Source organism: Streptomyces sp. CBMA29, from assembly GCF_014596445.1.
Classification (GTDB): Bacteria; Actinomycetota; Actinomycetes; order Streptomycetales; family Streptomycetaceae; genus Actinacidiphila.
This window is the reverse complement of the sequence record NZ_MECL01000220.1, coordinates 226833-244439: the sequence shown is the minus strand read 5'-3', so window position 1 is coordinate 244439 and position 17607 is coordinate 226833. Positions and strand designations below refer to the sequence as shown.

General features: G+C 72.2%; 16 protein-coding genes. 3 read left to right on the top strand and 13 right to left on the bottom strand.

The window, feature by feature from the left end:
* The coding region (locus BGM09_RS30340) for an FUSC family protein (RefSeq protein WP_223187793.1) at positions 1–2043 on the bottom strand (2043 nt) is incomplete at its 3' end.
* A 190-nt stretch (positions 2044–2233) separates the two neighbouring features.
* On the opposite strand from BGM09_RS30340, the gene BGM09_RS30335 reads away from it, so the two are divergent.
* A complete protein-coding gene (locus BGM09_RS30335) occupies positions 2234–2755 on the top strand; it encodes a MarR family winged helix-turn-helix transcriptional regulator (RefSeq protein ID WP_188284902.1) in 522 nt (173 codons plus the stop codon).
* Positions 2756–3077: 322 nt separating this feature from the next.
* On the top strand, positions 3078–3752 hold the full coding sequence (locus tag BGM09_RS30330) for a Crp/Fnr family transcriptional regulator (protein ID WP_033174884.1): 675 nt from the start codon (positions 3078–3080) through the stop codon (positions 3750–3752).
* Between the two features lie 80 nt (positions 3753–3832).
* Here the strand turns inward: BGM09_RS30330 and BGM09_RS30325 are convergent, their stop codons facing one another.
* The 11 genes from BGM09_RS30325 to BGM09_RS30275 form a co-directional block, all read right to left on the bottom strand.
* A complete protein-coding gene (locus BGM09_RS30325; RefSeq protein WP_188284901.1) occupies positions 3833–4792 on the bottom strand; it encodes an alpha/beta hydrolase family protein in 960 nt (319 codons plus the stop codon).
* A 3-nt stretch (positions 4793–4795) separates the two neighbouring features.
* Positions 4796–6133: a kynureninase gene (kynU, locus tag BGM09_RS30320; protein ID WP_188284900.1), complete on the bottom strand. Its 1338-nt coding sequence runs from the start codon at positions 6131–6133 to the stop codon at positions 4796–4798.
* Complete coding sequence (locus tag BGM09_RS30315) at positions 6126–6962, bottom strand: tryptophan 2,3-dioxygenase family protein (protein WP_188284899.1); 837 nt, start codon at positions 6960–6962, stop codon at positions 6126–6128. Before BGM09_RS30315 ends, kynU begins: the two co-directional genes overlap by 8 nt.
* 186 nt (positions 6963–7148) lie before the next feature.
* Positions 7149–7898: a DUF3152 domain-containing protein gene (locus BGM09_RS30310; RefSeq protein ID WP_317452956.1), complete on the bottom strand. Its 750-nt coding sequence runs from the start codon at positions 7896–7898 to the stop codon at positions 7149–7151.
* 284 nt (positions 7899–8182) lie between these two features.
* Entirely contained in the window at positions 8183–8596 is a 414-nt protein-coding gene (locus tag BGM09_RS30305; protein WP_188284898.1) for a DUF3151 domain-containing protein, read from the bottom strand.
* Positions 8597–8761: 165 nt separating this feature from the next.
* Complete coding sequence (gene fbaA, locus BGM09_RS30300) at positions 8762–9784, bottom strand: class II fructose-bisphosphate aldolase (RefSeq protein ID WP_188284897.1); 1023 nt, start codon at positions 9782–9784, stop codon at positions 8762–8764.
* Positions 9785–10052: 268 nt separating this feature from the next.
* Complete coding sequence (gene pyrE / locus BGM09_RS30295; RefSeq protein ID WP_188284896.1) at positions 10053–10595, bottom strand: orotate phosphoribosyltransferase; 543 nt, start codon at positions 10593–10595, stop codon at positions 10053–10055.
* A gap of 29 nt (positions 10596–10624) precedes the next feature.
* Positions 10625–11428, bottom strand: a complete 804-nt coding sequence (locus BGM09_RS30290) for an aldose 1-epimerase (RefSeq protein ID WP_188284895.1) — start codon at positions 11426–11428, stop codon at positions 10625–10627.
* A 23-nt stretch (positions 11429–11451) separates the two neighbouring features.
* Positions 11452–12516, bottom strand: coding sequence for a CoxG family protein (locus BGM09_RS30285; protein ID WP_188284894.1), 1065 nt, complete (start codon positions 12514–12516; stop codon positions 11452–11454).
* 244 nt (positions 12517–12760) lie between these two features.
* Positions 12761–14422: a polyamine aminopropyltransferase gene (locus tag BGM09_RS30280; protein ID WP_188284893.1), complete on the bottom strand. Its 1662-nt coding sequence runs from the start codon at positions 14420–14422 to the stop codon at positions 12761–12763.
* A gap of 312 nt (positions 14423–14734) precedes the next feature.
* A complete protein-coding gene (locus BGM09_RS30275; protein ID WP_188284892.1) occupies positions 14735–15259 on the bottom strand; it encodes a DUF2617 family protein in 525 nt (174 codons plus the stop codon).
* A gap of 381 nt (positions 15260–15640) precedes the next feature.
* On the opposite strand from BGM09_RS30275, the gene BGM09_RS30270 reads away from it, so the two are divergent.
* Positions 15641–16810: a pyridoxal phosphate-dependent aminotransferase gene (locus tag BGM09_RS30270; RefSeq protein WP_188284891.1), complete on the top strand. Its 1170-nt coding sequence runs from the start codon at positions 15641–15643 to the stop codon at positions 16808–16810.
* Positions 16811–17082: 272 nt separating this feature from the next.
* On the opposite strand, the gene BGM09_RS30265 is transcribed toward BGM09_RS30270, so the two are convergent.
* On the bottom strand, positions 17083–17478 hold the full coding sequence (locus BGM09_RS30265) for a DUF6368 family protein (protein ID WP_223187823.1): 396 nt from the start codon (positions 17476–17478) through the stop codon (positions 17083–17085).
* Between the last annotated feature and the right edge of the window lie 129 nt (positions 17479–17607).

Genomic DNA, 17607 nt, shown 5'->3' with positions numbered 1-17607 from the left:
GAGCGCGCGGCTGGCCTCCGCCAGGTGCGGCGCGGGCGCGAGGCCGGGTGAGCGGCGCGGGCCCAGCGCCAGGGCCCTGGTCTGCCGGGTGACGGCCGCGTAGAGGGTGAGCCGGTGCCGTACGAGGCGCGGGTCGTTGCCCCACACCAGGGGGCGGGTCAGCGGGCGCGCCACCAGGGCGAGCTGCTGAAGGCGGTGGTCCACCACACGCACCAGGGCGTCGAGGTCGGCGCCGTCGGGGCTTGTGGACCCGTCCGCCCGGTCGGCGCGGCCGTCGTGCTCCAGGCGCGCGGCGGTGGCGTGCAGCAGCTCGCCCAGGGCCGCGAAGTAGCTGCCGCGCGCACTGCTGACGGTGTCGCGCGTACTGGTCGGCAGGACGACGAGGGCGACCGCTATGCCGATGGCGGCGCCTATGGCGGTCTCTTCGAGACGCAGCATCAGCAGACCGGCGGAGAACTCGTGGAGCTGGGTGTAGAGCTGCGACACCATGATCGTGACGAAGAAGATCATGGCCGCGTAGGAGAGGCTGACCAGGTAGAAGCCGCAGGACATGCTGAGCACGATGACCGCGATCACCCACAGGGTGTGGCCCGCGGTCAGGTGCGCGAGGCCGATGCCCGCGCCGAGGCCGAGCAGGGTGCCGACGACGCGGTTGGTCGCCTTGATGAAGGTCTCCGAGCGGGTGGCGGTGCCGGTGAAGGCGATGAAGGCGGCGATCACCGCCCAGTAGTAGCGGGCCTCCGACAGCTCGCGGCCGATGACAATGGCCAGGGTGCCCGCGACGGCCACCTGGATCGCCTGCCGGGTGGTGAGCGAGAGACCGCTGAGCCGCCGCCAGCCGCCGCGCGCCGAGACGCCGCCCGCGACCGCCGCTGAGCCGGGCAGTCCGCCCATGGCCAGGGTCACGGCGGGTGAGAAGTCGGCGGGGGCGTCGAGGGCGTCGTCGTGGGCATCGTGGGCGGGGCGGCGGTCGCCAGAGACACGGGCGTCGCGGCCGGGGGCATTCGCCGCGCCTTGTGCGGTCTTCGGGCGCCGCACCTTGTGCGCGCTTCCGTTGTGGGATCGTCCGACGTCCGCCTCCGCGGCGCGCCTGACCTCCCTGACCAGCAGCGTGAACTCCCAGGCGGCGGTGGCCAGGTGGTAGGCGAAGCAATCTGTGGCCGGTTCCGCGCGCGCGGCCGTCACCGGGTCGTCGGAGTCGACGAGGGCCAGTACGTCCCTGGCCCGCCGTTCGGCCGCCGCGTATTCGCTGCGCGCCAGGTGCGCGGCGATGGCCGCGGCCTCGGGCGCGAGGCGCCCTCCGGTGCCCGCGAGCGCGTCGGCCGCGGTCGCCACGGCGTCCACCGCCAGATGCGCGTCCAGCGTCCTGCGGCGGACTCCGGACGCGGACTTGCCGGGCGGCAGGGTGCCCGGGTGGGCCGACCAGCCCTCGATGACCAGCGCGGTCTCGGCGAGCCTGAGCTGGCGCGAGTGCAGCTCGCGGCGGAGCCGGGCCAGCCGCCGTACGTCCTTGGGGTCGGTCTCCAGGAGGTCGGCGCAGACCCGGGCGACGGCCCCGGCGCGGGCGCCGAACGCGCGGCGGACACGGGCCAGGGTCCGCTGGGGGTGGGCGCGCAGCACGGTGGTGGACAGCAGCAGGACCCAGCCGGTGGCGATGGCGACGGCCGCGAGGAGGTCGGGGAGCTGCGAGAGGCGGGCGTTGAGGAAGGCGGCGAAGAAGTAGCCCATCCAGATCATGAAGCCGTAGAAGAAGTACGGCAGTCCGAAGCGGCGGATGAAGACCGCCACGAACATGACGGCGACGAAGACCGCGAGCATCGCGTCGGTGTGCCCGGCCACCGAGACCCCGATGACCATGCCGGTGCCGATGGCGACCGGGAAGAACACGGCCGTGCGGATCTTCGGCAGCACCTGGGTGCCGTCCAGCGCCATCGAGCCCATCATCGCCATGACGGTGCCCAGCAGCATGCCGACGAGGGTGCCCTGGGGGCCCGCGTGCGTGGCGCGCCCGTAGCCGTACTCGATCGCCAGGGTGGTGCTCATCGCGACCGCCGCGCCGAACGCCGTGCGGAGTCTGTGAAGGCCCGGGTCCGACCCCACTATCCGGTCCCAGACCTCGCGCATCCTGCCGCTCGACCCCACCGCGTCCCCTCCCGCTCGACCTCTCCGAATTCATCGGTATGATGCCGATATTAACACGTGCATCGTACCGATATCTGGATCTGGAGTGGCCGTGGCAGGGACCGAGAAGGCGGAGGGGACCGAGGGGACCTCCGCCGCGCTCGATGTGATCGAGCATCAGACCGCCGTGCTCGTCAGGAATTTCGAGCTGTTCTACCGGCGCACCGACATCCACGACACGCTGGACCGGGCCGAGTACCTGCTGCTGCGCACCCTGGCCGGGGGCGGCCCGCAGGACATCAACTCGCTCGCCGCCGCGCTCGGCCTCGACCCCTCGACGGCCGGCCGCCAGGCGGCCGCGCTCCAGGCCCAGGGCCTGGTCGCCCGCTCCCCCGCCCCCACCGACCGGCGGCGCAGCATCGTCACGCCGACGGCCGAGGGGCTGCGGCGGATGGAGGAGGTACGCGCCCGGCGCGCGGAGAGCCTGGCCGGACTGCTCGACGGCTGGACCGAGGAGGAACGGCGCACGCTGGGTGCGATGTTCACCAAATACAACCGGTCGGTGGCCGCGCGCTTCCTGGTGGCGGCGGCGCAGGCACCTGAACCGGCGCCTGAACCAGTGCCGGTCCCGTAAATCCGCGAAGGTCCGGTAAACCCGCGCCGACGCGGGCGTTCGAGCCGTCCGGCGCGCAGGAATTCGTACGAAATTCGTACGGCCTTGCGCGAAGGGCCCACTCCGACGCCCCAGCCGCTATGTTGTTCGCTCATAGCGGAATCCCGCTCAGGAGCCACCCGTTCGGCCGTTCCTGAGCCGTTGACGGACCCCGATCGGACCCCCAATCGGACCCCCGGAGCACGGCTACGGGCCTGGATAAGACATCCTTGTGATTGATCGCACTGTTTGAGACGTCATGCATCATGGGGAAATCCCAGCGATGTCGACAAGGAGAGAGCTCGTGGACGACGTTCTGCGCCGTGCCCCGCTTTTCGCGGCGCTCGACGACGAGCAGGCCGCTGAACTGCGCGCCTCCATGACGGAGGTCACGCTCGCGCGTGGCGACTCGCTGTTCCACGAGGGTGACCCCGGGGACCGGCTGTATGTCGTCACCGAAGGCAAGGTCAAGCTGCACCGCACCTCGCCCGACGGCCGGGAGAACATGCTCGCCGTGGTCGGCCCCGGTGAGCTGATCGGCGAGCTGTCGCTCTTCGACCCGGGCCCGCGCACCGCCACCGCCACCGCGCTGACCGAGCTGAAGCTGCTCGGCCTGGGACACGGCGACCTCCAGCCCTGGCTGAACGTACGGCCCGAGGTCTCCACCGCCCTGCTGCGCGCTGTCGCCCGCCGCCTGCGCCGCACCAACGACGTCATGTCCGACCTGGTCTTCTCCGACGTCCCCGGCCGCGTCGCCAAGGCCCTGCTCGACCTCTCCCGCCGCTTCGGCGTCCAGTCGGAAGAGGGCATCCACGTCGTCCACGACCTCACACAGGAAGAGCTGGCCCAGCTCGTCGGCGCCTCGCGCGAGACCGTCAACAAGGCCCTCGCGGACTTCGCGGGCCGTGGCTGGCTCCGCCTGGAGGCCCGCGCCGTGATCCTCCTGGACGTCGAGCGGCTGGCCAAGCGCTCCCGCTGACCCCCTCGGCACCGCACGCACGCGAAGGCCCCCGCCCGGTTCGACCGGGCGGGGGCCTTCGCGCTGCCGGGCGGCCCCGGCTACCAGGCGAGTTGGGCGATCTCGTCCGCGACGGCCGCGCAGGCCGCCGTGGACGGGTCGATCAGCGGGAAGTGGCCGGTGCCGGGCAGCCACGCGGCGACGACCTCCTCGCCCGCGACCGCCGCGGCACGGGCGAAAGCCTGGCTGACCTGCGACGGAACCTGATTGTCAGTGGTGCCGTGCACGATGGTTGTGGCGATACCGGTGGGCAGCAGCGCGGCGGGGTCGGCGTCGGGCAGACGTGCCGTCAGGTGTTCGGGACCGCCGAGCAGGTCGACGACCGCGCCGGAGCAGACACCCAGCCGGATCGCCGAGGTGAAGTCGGCGATCGGGGCGAGGGCCACGACGCCGCGTACAGGGGGAGGTGAGGGGCGGTGCCAGGGGGATTCAGGGGGCAGGACGTGACGGGCGGCGGCCCACAGCGCGAGGTGGCCGCCCGCGCTGTGGCCGGTCAGGACGGTGCGGCGGGGATCGACCGCGTCGGCGCCGAGCGCCCGCACGGCGAGCGCGGGCAGCGCGTCGAGGGCGGCGGCCACGTCGTCGAAGGTGTCGGGCCAGCGCCCGGCAGGTGGCAGCGCGTCGGGCGCGGGGCCCGAGCCGTCGCGGCCTTCCTGCGGCGCCTCAAGGGCCGGGCCGCGGCGGTATTCGACCGACGCGACGGCGTAGCCGTGGGTGGCGAGGTGGGCCGCGAGCGGCGAGACGTGGGCGCGGTCGTAGGCGGCGCGCCAGGCGCCGCCGTGGAAGAGGGCCACCAGCGGGGCCGGACGGCCGGTGGGGGCGCCCTCGGCGGGGGCGGGCCGGTAGAAGTCGACCACCTGGTCGGGGTGGTCGCCGTAGGACGCGGTGGCGTCCGGCGGCACCGGAGCGTGGCCGAACGCCGACGCCTCCTCGGCCGCCGCCCGTCGCCCGGAGGCGGCATCGGCAGCGGGCGGGGACGTGGAGGGGTCGGCAGCGGACATCGGTTACGTGGTCCCTTCGGGTACGTCGAGCGTTTCGGTTTCCTGCGGTACGGCGGTGGGCCGGGCGGCGTGGGCCGTCCCGGCGGTATCACCGGCGTCGGCCGTCCCGGCCGCGACGGTCGTGTCCGGTCCGCCGGCCAGGACGTCGGCCAGTACGCGGGCGGCGCGCAAGGCGTCGGCGTACCGGGTGTAGAGCGGTGTGAAGCCGAAGCGCAGCACGTCGGGGCGCCGGTAGTCGCCGACGATGCCGCGCGCGGTCAGCTCGCGCATCACCTCGCCCGCTCCCGCGCAGCGCAGCGAGACCTGGCTGCCGCGCTCCGCGTGGTCGGCGGGTGTGATCGGCTCGGCGCGCCCGTACGGCACCAGCGCGGCCACGCAGTCCAGGAAGAAGTCGGTCAGCGCCAGGCTCTTGGCCCGCACGTCCGCGACGGCGACACCGTCCCAGACGTCGAGCGCCGCGTCCAATGCGAGCAGCGACAGGATCTCCGGCGTGCCGACCCGCCCGCGGGGCGCGCCGTCCGCCGGGGCGTACTGCGGGGCCATGCCGAACGGGTCGGCGTGCGAGTTCCAGCCCGGCAGCGGCGAGTCGAAGCGCGGTTGCAGCTCACGCCGCACATAGAGGTACGCGGGCGCGCCGGGCCCGCCGTTGAGGTACTTGTACGTGCAGCCGACCGCGAGGTCCACGCCGTCCGCGTCGAGCGCGACGGGGAGCGCGCCCGCGCTGTGGCACAGGTCCCAGACCGCGAGGGCGCCCGCCGCGTGCAGGGCCGCCGTGACGGCGGACAGGTCGTGCAGCCGCCCGGTGCGGTAGTCCACGTGGTTGACCAGCGCCACGGCGGTACGGTCACCGGCCGCGTCCGCGATCTCGGCCGCGTCCACCGCGCGCACGGTGTGACCGGTCAGCCGGGCCGCCGACGCGGCGATGTAGCCGTCCGTGGGGAAGGTCGCCGCGTCCACCAGGATCTCGGTGCGGTCGGCGGGCGCCATCCGCACGGCGGCGACCAGCGCCTTGAAGACATTCACGCTGGTCGAGTCCCCGACCACGACCTGCCCCGGCGCGGCGCCCACCAGCGGCGCGATCCGGTCCCCGATCCGCTCGGGTGCGGTCCACCAGCCGCTCTCCTCCCAGGACCGGATGCGCAGCTCGCCCCACTCCCGGGTGACGACGTCGCTCAGCCGGGGCAGCACGGCGGTGGGCAGCGCGCCCAGCGAGTTGCCGTCCAGATAGACCGTGTCGTCCAGCACGAAGCGGTCCCGGACGGCGGCCAGCGGGTCGGCGGCGTCCAACGCGTCCGCGCGGCCCTGAAGGGCGGCGTCCCGTGCCGCGACGGCCTCAGACATGGCTGCGCGCCGTCCACAGCTCGGGAAACACGTTCTTCGTGGCCCGCTTCTCCAGCCAGGCCACCCCCGCCGAGCCGCCCGTACCCGACTTGGCGCCCATCGCCCTGCGCGTGGCCACCAGGTGGTCGTTGCGCCAGCGCCAGACGAGTTCGGCGACATCCGTCAGGGCCTCACCGAGCCTGATCAGCTCGGTGTCCTGGTCGGCGTCCGCGTACACGCTCTGCCACACCCGCTCGACCTCCGCGTGCGGCTCGTAGCGCAGCGCCGGGTCGCGCTCCAGCACCTCGGCGGGCACCGAATAGCCGCGGCGGCTGAGCAGCCGCAGCACCTCGTCGTACAGACTCGGCTCGGTCAGCGCCTTCTCCAGTTCGGCGTGCGCGCTGGGGGTGCCCCGGTGCGGCACCAGCATCGACGCGGACTTGTCCCCGAGCAGGAACTCCAACCGCCGGTACATCGCTGACTGGAACCCGGAGCCCTCGCCGAGGGCCGACCGGTACGCGTTGAACTGGGCGGGGGTGAGATTGGCGATCGGTTTCCACGAGGCGTTCAGCGACTCCAGCTCCGGCAGGCTGCGCTTGAGCGCGGCCATCGCCGTCGGCAGGTCGTCCTCTCTGAGCGCCGCCGCCGCGGTGGTCCATTCGTGGACCAGCAGCGTGAACCACAGCTCCATCACCTGCGTGGTGACCAGAAAGGCCATCTCGCCGGGCTCGTCGGACAGCGGGTGCTGCATGTGGGTCAGTACGGACGCCTGAACGTAGTCCTCGTACGGCGTGCTGCCCTCGAACGAGAGGTTCGGGGTCGCCGCCTCATCGGTCGGTGCGTCGGACATGCTCTTACCTCCAGAAGCGGACCCGGGATCACCGGGCTACGCCGCGATCATCTGCGGTGCGGCCCAATCCGGCAAGGCCCGGCCCCCCCAGCCTGCGGGCTCCGCCGCCGGGGTGCCTCCGCACGAGGGCTGCGCCGCCAGGTCACCGCCGCGCGGTGGGGTTCGCCGCACGCCCGTCCGCCACGCTCACTCCACCCCCGGGCCTCCCACGTACGTCCCCTTCGCGTCGTACGGCCACTCGTTCGCCCGGCACCCGTTCAGGCCCTTGATCTGCTGCATCATCACCGGGGCCGGCTTTCCCGGGCCCGGACAGCCCTCGTGGCCGTGGCCGATGCGGTGGCCGACCTCGTGGTTGATGATCAGGGCGCGGTAGCCCTCGATGGGGCCCTTGAACTCGGGGGAGCCGAGCAGCCAGCGCTTGAGGTTGACGACGACGGTGGAGCCGACGTCGCAGTTGACCTCGCCGCGGGTGAGGAGGCCGGCGGCGCCGCAGATGTCGGCCACGGTGTCGGGAGTGGCGATCTTGACGACGAAGTCGGCGCGGCCGGAGGAGACGAGCTGGAAGCCGTCGTGGCCGTCGGCGGTCCAGCCGCGGGGGTTGGCGAGGATGGCGGCGATCTCGTGGGCGGCGTCGGCGGCGGACAGGTCGATACCGCCTTCGACCTCGACCTTGTAGCGGCGGATGGTGCCGTGTCCTGTGGCCTTGCCGCTGGCGTCGGCGGTGCTGAAGCGGCCGGTGCCGGAGACGGGGACCTTCGGCGGGTCCGCCTTGTCCGTCGCGGACGGCGGGGCGCCGCCTCCGGTGTCGCCGTCGCGGGCCGGTGCCGTGGTGGCGGCGAGGCCGTGGTCGATGGCGGCGGCGGAGTCGGCGTTCCTGCCATGGTTCCAGGTGGCGTACCCGACGCCCGCGGTCACCATGATCAGTCCTACGGCCAAGGCGGAGCCGACTATCGCGGCGCGGCCCTTCGTCCGACGTCGGCCCGGTTGACGGCGTCGCTGTGCCAAAACTCCCCCTGCGCTGGCGCAGCGGTCGTCGAGGCCCCGGCCCCCCGGCCGGTCGCACCCGTGCTGCGTGTGGACAACACGGATCAGAATCGCACATTGATACGGGGGCGGAGGCGTCGGTCCGCCCTTGCGGCACGACTGCGACAAAGCGCGTTCCCCCTGGTGAGACCCAGGGGGAACGCGGGGGAAACAGGAAAAGAAGGGCGGTCCGGCCGTCAGGTCAGGGTGTCGGCGGCGGTCGGCGAGCTGTCCCGCAGGAAGGCCGTGCAGCGCTCGTACTCGTCCTGCTCGCCGATCGCCTGGGCGGCGCGGGCCAGCGCGTGCAGGGCGCGGAGGAAGCCGCGGTTCGGCTCGTGCTCGAAGGGCACGGGACCGTGGCCCTTCCACCCGGCGCGGCGCAGCGAGTCGAGGCCGCGGTGGTAGCCGGTACGGGCGTAGGCGTACGACTCCACGACGCTGCCGGCCTCGAAGGCGTCGTCGGCGAGCTGCGCCCAGACCAGCGAGGAAGCCGGGTATTTCGCCGCGACCTCGGCGGGCGCGGTGCCGGAGGCGAGCAGTTCGCGCGGCTCCGGGTCTTCGGGCAGATGGGTGGGGGCGGGTCCCCCGAGCAGGTTCTCGTTGATGGCCATGCGTTCCAGTCTGCCCGAGCCCCCACCGTAAAGGCCCCCGGCAGATGCCAGGGGCCTTCGGCGACGAGCCCGAAACCGTGCGGAGCGGCCCGGCGGGCGCCCGCACATCCAGCCGTACGACGGCCGACGACGTCAGGCAGTCCGTCCCGGAACCCGTCCGGAGGACTACTTGCGCTTGTTGCCCGCCGACCGCAGGTTCTCGGCCGCGACGACCACACGGGCGGCCATGCCGGCCTCGGCGGCCTTGCCCCAGACGCGGGGGTCGTACGTCTTCTTGTTGCCGACCTCGCCGTCGACCTTCAGGACGCCGTCGTAGTTGCGGAACATGTGGTCCGCGACGGGCCGGGTGAAAGCGTACTGGAGGTCGGTGTCGATGTTCATCTTGACGACGCCGTTCTCCAGCGCCTCGTTGATCTCCTCGAGCGTGGAGCCCGAGCCGCCGTGGAAGACGAAGTCGAAAGCGTTGGCCTTGCCGTACTTCTTGGCGACCGCGTCCTGGAGCTCCTTGAGGATGCCCGGACGCAGGACGACGTTGCCCGGCTTGTAGACGCCGTGGACGTTGCCGAAGGAGGCGGCCAGCAGGTAGCGGCCCTGCTCGCCCAGGCCGACGGCCTCGACGGTGCGGTAGGCGTCGTCGACGGTGGTGTAGAGGTTGTCGTTGATCTCGTGCGAGACGCCGTCCTCCTCACCGCCGGTCGGGGTGATCTCCATCTCCAGGATGATCTTGGCCTTGACGGCCTCGGCCAGCAGCTCCTTGGCGATGGCGAGGTTGTCGTCCAGATTCTCCGCCGAGCCGTCCCACATGTGGGACTGGAACAGCGGGTCGCGGCCCGCGGCCACGCGCTCCTGCGAGACCTTCAGCAGCGGACGCACGTACGCGTCCAGCTTGTCCTTGGGACAGTGGTCGGTGTGCAGCGCGACCGTGATCGGGTACTTCTCGGCCACGATGTGCGCGAACTCCGCGAGCGCGACCGAGCCGGTCACCATGTCCTTGTTGTACTGGCCGCCCAGGAACTCCGCGCCGCCCGTGGAGATCTGGATGATGCCGTCGCTCTCCGCCTCGGCGAGGCCGCGCAGCGCGGCGTGCAGGGTCTGCGACGAGGTGACATTGATGGCCGGGTAGGCGAACTTGCCTGCCTTCGCCCGGTCGAGCATCTCGCTGTAGACCTCGGGGGTTGCGATGGGCATCGTGTCCGCTCCTCATGATCTGCGGGTGGTCCTGCTGTGGCCTTACTGGCGTGGCGACGTCTTTGTCGCCCCCATCTTCCCAGACTCGAACGGATACACCACCTTCGTGCACACCCAGTGGACGACGGCCTCCGGAGTGTTTCACGTGAAACACTCCGGAGGCCGGAAAAGCACAGGTCAGAGCCAGCCAGAAGCACTCAGAACCGCGACACGGCCGCACGGCTGAGGCGACTGAGGCGACTCACGCAACTCGGGCGACTCAGGCGACTCAGGCGAGGCCCAGGTCGTCCAGCGAGTACGCGGCCAGGTACGGCAGTCCCGCGTCCGCGACCGCCCCGGCCGCGCCGCGGTCCACGATGACGGCGACGGCCACCACCTCGGCGCCCGCCTCCCGTACCGCCTCGACCGCGGTCAGCGGCGAACCGCCCGTGGTCGAGGTGTCCTCGACCACCAGCACGCGGCGGCCCTTGACCTCGGTGCCCTCGATACGGCGCTGCAAGCCGTGCGCCTTGTTGGCCTTGCGGACCACGAACGCGTCGAGCCGCTGCCCGCGCGCCGCGGCGGCGTGCAGCATCGAGGTGGCCACCGGGTCGGCGCCGAGCGTCAGCCCGCCCACCGCGTCGAAGTCCAGTTCGGCGGTGAGGTCGAGCATCACCTGTCCGGCGAGCGGCGCGGCCTCGCCGTCCAGGGTGATCCGGCGCAGGTCGACGTAGAAGTCGGCCTCGAGCCCCGAGGAGAGGGTCACCTTGCCGTGCACCACGGCCTTGTCCTTGATCTGCCGCAGCAGCGCGTCTCGCGTCTGGTCACTCATGCCGACCAGTATCCCGGCAGGCCGGGGGCTCAGCCGATCCGGTGCCAGGTCCACTCCGTGCTGATCTCCAGCGGGTCGATCGGGGTGACCAGGCGGGGCAGGGTGTTGAGGCCGTTCGGCGGCCCGGACTGGGGCTCGACGCAGACCGCCTCGGCCGGCTCGGTGTAGACGACCGCCCATTCGGAAGGGCTGGTCACCCGGACCGTCATCTCGCCGGGCCAGGTGAGGGCGATGTCCACGCCGTCGGGCATGCCGAAGCAGTCGTCCCAGGGGCCGGGCTCGGGGTCGACGCGGTTGCCGTTCGGCAGGTGGTTGTCGCCGCGCTCCTCCTGCCAGGCGGCGGTGAAGGCCAGTTCGACGTCCTGGCCGCCCTGGCCGAGGTTGCGCAGCCACCACGGGTGCCAGCCCGCCTGCGCGGGGAAGGAGTCGCCGGACGCGTCGGCCTCCACACTGAGCGTCAGCTTCACCGAGTGCGGGGCCAGCTCGACGGTGTGCGTCACCCGTCCGGGGTACGGCCACGGCTCGGCGAGGTCGAAGTAGTACGCGGCGGTGGTCTCGGTAGCGGGCGCGGCCTCCTGCCAGGCGGTGTGGCGCCCGGTGCCGTGGATGGCGTGCGGGGGCGCGTCGACGGGGAGTTGATGGGTGACGCCGCCGTTGCGGAACACCCCGTTCTCCGTACGGCCGCACCACGGCACCATCAAGAAGGCGCCGAATTTGTCTCCCTGGCGCAGGAGTTCGGTCCCGCCGACCTTCAATGAGGCGATCCGGCAGCCGTCGTGGGGCCGCAGGATCAGTTCGGCGTCGCCCGCCGTCAGCTTCGTCTCGTTCGACACGGAACGAGAGTAACCGGGCTGTGTTACCTGCGGCGTCGCAGCACCCGGCCGACGACCACGGCGGACGCGACGAGAGCCGCGGCGGCGGGGGCCGCCCAGCGCAGGGTCGCCGCCGCGGAGGTGGCGTCCGGCGCGGGTACGGGCGCGTAGCGTCCGCGCGGCGGCGCGTGGTCGACCTCCTCGGCGCTGCGGCCGATCATCGTGCGGCGGGCGTGCGCGGCCTCGGCGGGCGGCACCAGGTCGTCCAGCGCGGCGGCGCTCTCCGGGACCTCCACCTCGACCTCGACCAGCTCGAAGTCGTCCAGGTCGGACGGCGGGGCGGGCTCGCCGAGGTCGTCCACGACGTCCGCCTCGGGCTCGGCGGAGTCGGCGGAATTCCCGGTGGACCGGGGATCCTCGGCGGGCGTGTCGGCCGGGTCCTCCGGGGTGTCGGCAGCGTCGTCAGCGGTTTCCTGGGCCACCACGTCCGCCGCTTCCGCCTCGACGGCCGGCACGATCGTTTCTTCGACGGTCACGTCCGAGGGCGCCGCGCCTTCCGCCGGGGCCGGGGCCGGGGCCGAGTCCGAGTCCGGGGCCGAGTCCGACTCCAGGTCCGGGGCCGGGTCTGCCTCCGGGGCCGCCGCCTCCTCCGGCGCGTGCGCCGCCAGGTCCGCGGAGAAACGGTCAAGCAGCCGCCGTACCGCCGCTTCCACGACGTCCGGCTCGTACGACGCCAGGCGGCCCTCGGCCTGCGCCGCGCCGCGGAAGATCAGCAGGGCGCCCGGCTCCGGGTGCGAGGTCTCGGCCACGACGATCTCCAGCGTGGCCTTGACCGTGCCCGTACCGCGTACCTCCGTACCGTTCGCCTCCGCCGCGAAGGGCGACGAGGCGCCGGTGACGCGGACCGTGCCGCGGTACGTGATCGTGGAGCCGCCCACCCGCAGGCGGAGGCGGCCCGCGACGCCGGACCCGTCAGTTCCCCCGGCCCCCTCCACGGCGCCGGACGCGTCCGGCTGCCAGCCGGGCAGGCTCGCGGTCACGCGCGCGGGGCTGCGCAGGGCGTGGCCGATGCGGGTGGGGCTGACCGGGACGAAGACCTCGTGCTCCATGCGGCGGAGCCTACCCATCGGGACGGTGCCACGCGGCTTCGCGGCCGGAACTTTTTACGGGTGTACGGCGTACGGCGCACGCGGCCCGAACCCGTACGGACGCGCCCGCCGCCGTGCACCCGCCCGCGCGACCGCACCCGTACATCGGGTGTCCCGCCCCCTTACGCCACCCGGCGTCCACGCCTCCCCGTCGTCCCTCACCGCGCCCTCTGCTCCCTCTGGTCCCTCTGTCCCCTCCGATCCGTCACCGCACCCTCGGGCGCAGCAGCGTCGAGGCCGGGAGGGACTCGGTGGGGCGGCTGGTCAGCGGGGCGGCGGCGGCCTTGCGGAGCAGCGCGGGGGTCAGCCAGAGGTCAGGGGGGTGGCGGGGCGGGAGTGCGATGGCGGGGGTGGCGAGGCCGGACAGCACGAAGCCCCAGTTCGTGGCGGACGGCGGTACCGAGCCCGACCAGCGGTCGGGCCCCGCCTGCGCGCCGCAGGTGCGGCCGGTGATCCAGTACGGCGCCGTCCGCAGCCCCACCGCCCGCAAGGTGGCCTCGATGGTCCAGAAGGTGTGCGTGGAGGCGCTGGGCGTGCCCGCGTGGACGGCGAGCCGCCCGCCGGGGGCCAGCGTGCGCGCGGCCAGCCCGTAGAACTCCTCCGAGTACAGCTTCGCGCTGCGCGAGATCCCCGGGTCCGGCAGGTCGGCGATGATCACGTCGTACGGCCCTCGCCGCTCCGCGCGCAGCCAGTCGAAGGCGTCGGCCGTGACGGCGGTGACGCGCGGGTCGTCGTACGCGTGCCGGTTGAGCGCGGACAGGCCGGGGTCGGTACGGGCGAGGCGGACGAGTTCGTCGTCGAGGTCCACGACGGTGACGGCGCGGACCCCGCTGTAGCGCAGCGTCTCGCGCAGGGCGAGGCCGTCGCCGCCGCCGAGGATGAGGACGCGGCCGTGCGGGCCGTTCATCGCGGGGTGCACCAGGGCCTGGTGGTAACGGAATTCGTCCGTGCCGCAGACCCGTAGCCGTCCGTCCAGGAAGAGTTGGAGCGGGGCGCCGGTCCTGCCGCCGTGGGCCGTTCCGCCGCTTCCACCCGTTCCGCCGCTTCCGCCCGTTCTGCTCGTTCCGCCGGTGAGGACGATCTCCTGCACGGCGGTCTGCTCCGCGACGCGCACCTGTCCGCCGTACACCGCGTGCCGCGCCGCCGCTTCGAAGGGCCCGGCGGCAGCGGCGGCGGCGCCGAGCACCGCAAGCACGAAGACGTTCGCGGCCAGCAGCCACCAGCGGGTGCGGGTGGACAGGTCGCCGCGGAAGAGCCACAGCACGGTCGCGCCGCCCGCCACCGCGTTGACCACGCCGGTGGCCAGCGCGCCGGTCAACTGCCCGAAGTGCGGCAGGAGAAGGAAGGGGAAGGCGAGGCCGCCGACGAGCGCGCCCACGTAGTCCGCGGCGAAGAGGTCGGCGACGGCGCCGCCCGCGTCCTGCCGCCGGATGCGCTGAACGAGCGTCATCAGCAACGGCACCTCGGCGCCGATCAGCACGCCGATCGCGAACGCGCAGCCGATCATGGCCAGTCGGGCCTGTCCCGCCCACGCGAAGCAGGCGTACAGCGCCATCACCGACAGCCCGCCGACCAGCGCGAGCGCCGTCTCGACAGCGGCGAAACCGGCCGCGGCCCGTATCCGCAGCCGCTTGGCGAGCAGCGAGCCGCAGCCCATCGCGAAGACCATCACCGAGAGGATGACCGACGCCTGGGTGACGGAGTCGCCGACCAAGTAGGAGGCGAGCGCGACCAGTTCGAGCTCGTAGACCAGACCGCAGGCGGCGCAGACGAAGACGGCGGCCAGGACCAGCGCGCGTGCGGCGCCCGCGGCCACGGGAAGCCGCAGGTCGAGTGGTGCCGCGGTGCGGCCTGGCTGGTCGATCATGAGTGCACGCTATGTCAGTCCGGTGGCGGCACAAGTCACCCACAGGGGTGTAATCAGGGGCGATTGACGGCGCTTTCGCGGACCGCACCGGCGCACGGGGGTACGGGTGCGGCGCACGGTGTGGACGTATGTGCCGCTGACCGTACGGGCGTTCGTCCATCGGTGCGTACGGACGTTCGCCCATCGGTGCGCACGGGTGCACGAGTCGCGCCGCGGACCGCCCACGCGGAGGTGCTGCCGACGTACGCCCGTACCGCACGGGTCGAGAGGTCCGGCTCCGCACGGGCCGGCGTCGTACGCCCCAACACCCCTTCAAGGAAGGGCGTTCACCCGGGTTCTGGTGGTCACCAGCCGTCCCTCCTGGGGGTACGCGTGCCAGGTGCGCCACCGCACGCTGCCCTCCGCGCACTGCACGAGCATCGCGGTGAAGGCGTGCGGGTCGCCGGGGAAGGTGCCGGCGAGGCCGTTGGGGTGGTCGGCGACCAGCGCGAGCAACTCCTGGGCGCGGCCCGCGAAGGAGCCCTGCGACAGCGTCTCGATCCGGGCCGCGAACTCGTAGTCCCAGCCGCCGACCCTGCGCGCCACGCCGAACGGCAGCGGTGCCTGGCTGCCCGGCATGCACGCGACGGTCTCCGAACACCCGCCGTCACGACCGGTGTCGACCAGTACCTGGTGGGACGCGCCGAGCAGCCGCATCTGGACCTTGGCCCGCAGCCCGCGCGCGTCGCCGACGTCGAGGTCGAGCACGGCGAGCGCGGGCAGCGGGTCCTTCCCGAGACACCACGCGAGGTCTCCGGCACGGGTGTCGGTGTAGGCGGTCTGGAGGGTGGTGAGCATGGGTCGGCTCCGCAAGCACGCAGTGGATGATGGGCCGACCCGCGTCTGACGGAGAGACGCGGCGGCTCGGTGCCCACGTGGGGTCCGGTAGATCCGAGAGCTACGGAATCATGAAACTCGCGCCGTCCTCAGCGTTTTTACCCATCTGTGCGTACTTTCCATCCCTTGGAGCGCTTAAGGGCTCACGTGTTCACTACGTCGTTCCCACACCGCTCCCGGGCGCGCCCGGCGCACACCCCCGACGGCGGACGACGTACGGTACGGAACCCGGGACGCGTCCCGGGACGGTCCCCGTACGGTTCCGACGGAGAGTGGGTGCTGGAAATGGGCGGGCAGGAAACGGGCAGTCTGGAAACAGGCAGTCTGGAAACGGGCGGGCGCATGCGGGACAGGCCGCTGCTGAACCGCGGTCTCGACGGCCTCGGCACGACGATCTTCGCCGAGATGTCGGCGCTGGCCGTCTCGACCGGCGCGATCAACCTCGGCCAGGGCTTCCCCGACACCGACGGTCCCAAGTCCGTACGGGAGGCGGCCGTCCGCGCCCTGCGCGACGGCCGCGGCAACCAGTACCCGCCGGGCCCCGGCGTCCCCGAACTGCGCCGCGCCGTCGCCGACCACCAACGCCGCTTCTATGGGCTCGACTTGGACCCCGACACCGAGATCCTGGTCACCGCGGGCGCCACCGAGGCCATCGCCGCCGCGATGCTCGCCCTGCTCGAACCGGGCGACGAGGTCATCGCGTTCGAGCCGTTCTACGACTCCTACGCCGCCTGCATCGCCATGGCGGGCGCCGTCCGCGTCCCCCTGACCCTGTGCGCCCCCGACTTCCGCCCCGACCTCGACGCCCTGCGCGCCGCCGTCACGCCTCGTACGCGGCTCCTCCTCCTCAACTCCCCGCACAACCCCACGGGCATGGTCCTCACCCCCGCCGAACTCACCGAGATCGCCGCCCTCGCCGTCGACCACGACCTCCTCGTGGTCACCGACGAGGTCTACGAACACCTCGTCTTCGACGGCGTCCACACCCCCCTGATCTCGCTGCCCGGCATGCGCGACCGCACGGTCTCCATCTCCTCGGCAGGCAAGACCTTCTCCTTCACCGGCTGGAAGGTCGGCTGGGTGACGGGGTCGCGTGAACTGGTCGCGGCCGTCCGCACCACCAAGCAGTTCCTGACCTACGTCGCCTCCGGCCCCTTCCAGTACGCGGTCGCCGAGGCCCTCGCCCTGCCCGACGCCTACTACGCCGACTTCGCCGCCGACCTCCGCGCCAAGCGCGATCTGCTGGCCGCAGGGCTGACCGACGCCGGGTTCACCGTGTACGAACCCCAAGGCACGTACTTCATCACCACCGACATCACCCACCTCTCCCCCGGCACCGACGCCCTGACCTTCTGCCGCGCGCTACCGGAGAAATGCGGCGTCGTCGCCATCCCCAACTCCGTCTTCTACGACCACCCCACCACCGGCCGCACCCAAGTCCGCTTCGCCTTCTGCAAACGCCCCGAAGTCCTCCGCGACGCCGCCAGCCGCCTGCAGCGCTTGACGTCCTGAACTCACACGCTCTTCTTCCTGCATGAGGCCGATGCCGCCCCTGGCCTGCGACATCAGCCATTTTGGTTCTTGATAACACTAGTTATCGGAGCCTTGCACGCACAGCACGCAGCGAATCGTCATAAACTTATGTGGCGCTGAAACTGAAGCCGTAGGCGGAACCGCAGCGTGTGAAGCGCGGCGGAGTGCAGGTGGCTCGTACGATCGCAAGCAGGATGGGGCTCGTAGCGCAGTGGTCGTCGCGCCTTCACCGCATGAACGTCCTTTCCCGGCTACTTCAGGAGTCGGAAGCCGGGTTGTTGGACCCACGCCCTGAGGAAGTCGGCTGAGCCGTACGCGGCGAGCCAGGGATCGGTCACCGTCGCGACGATGCCCGGAAGGCCGGCCACGATCGGTACCTGGTCCTCCCGTAGTTCGACGTTGGCGATGCCGCCGATCAAGTCCATGACGGCGGCGGTCAGCAGGGCCGTCACGACGTGGTCGACGGGACTGTTGCAGAACGCGACGACATCGACAGCGTGGGTCGGAGCGAACCCGATAAGAGGTTCCTGGTCGACCTCGTCGGCATGTTCGGCCTCGAAGACGACCTCGTCGCCGATACCGGATCCCATGAGGGCGAACCAGGAACTCGCGGACCCGCAGGATTGCCGCGTGCGACGGGGCCTCAGCCAATTCGGTCACCAACAGGGGTCCGCTCATGGCTCGGAGAGTAGCCAGGCTGGATCACCATCCCCCAATGGATTTCTCAGTGTGCACGCCTCGCAAACCCGAACCAGCGGACGCGACACAGCGCGCGA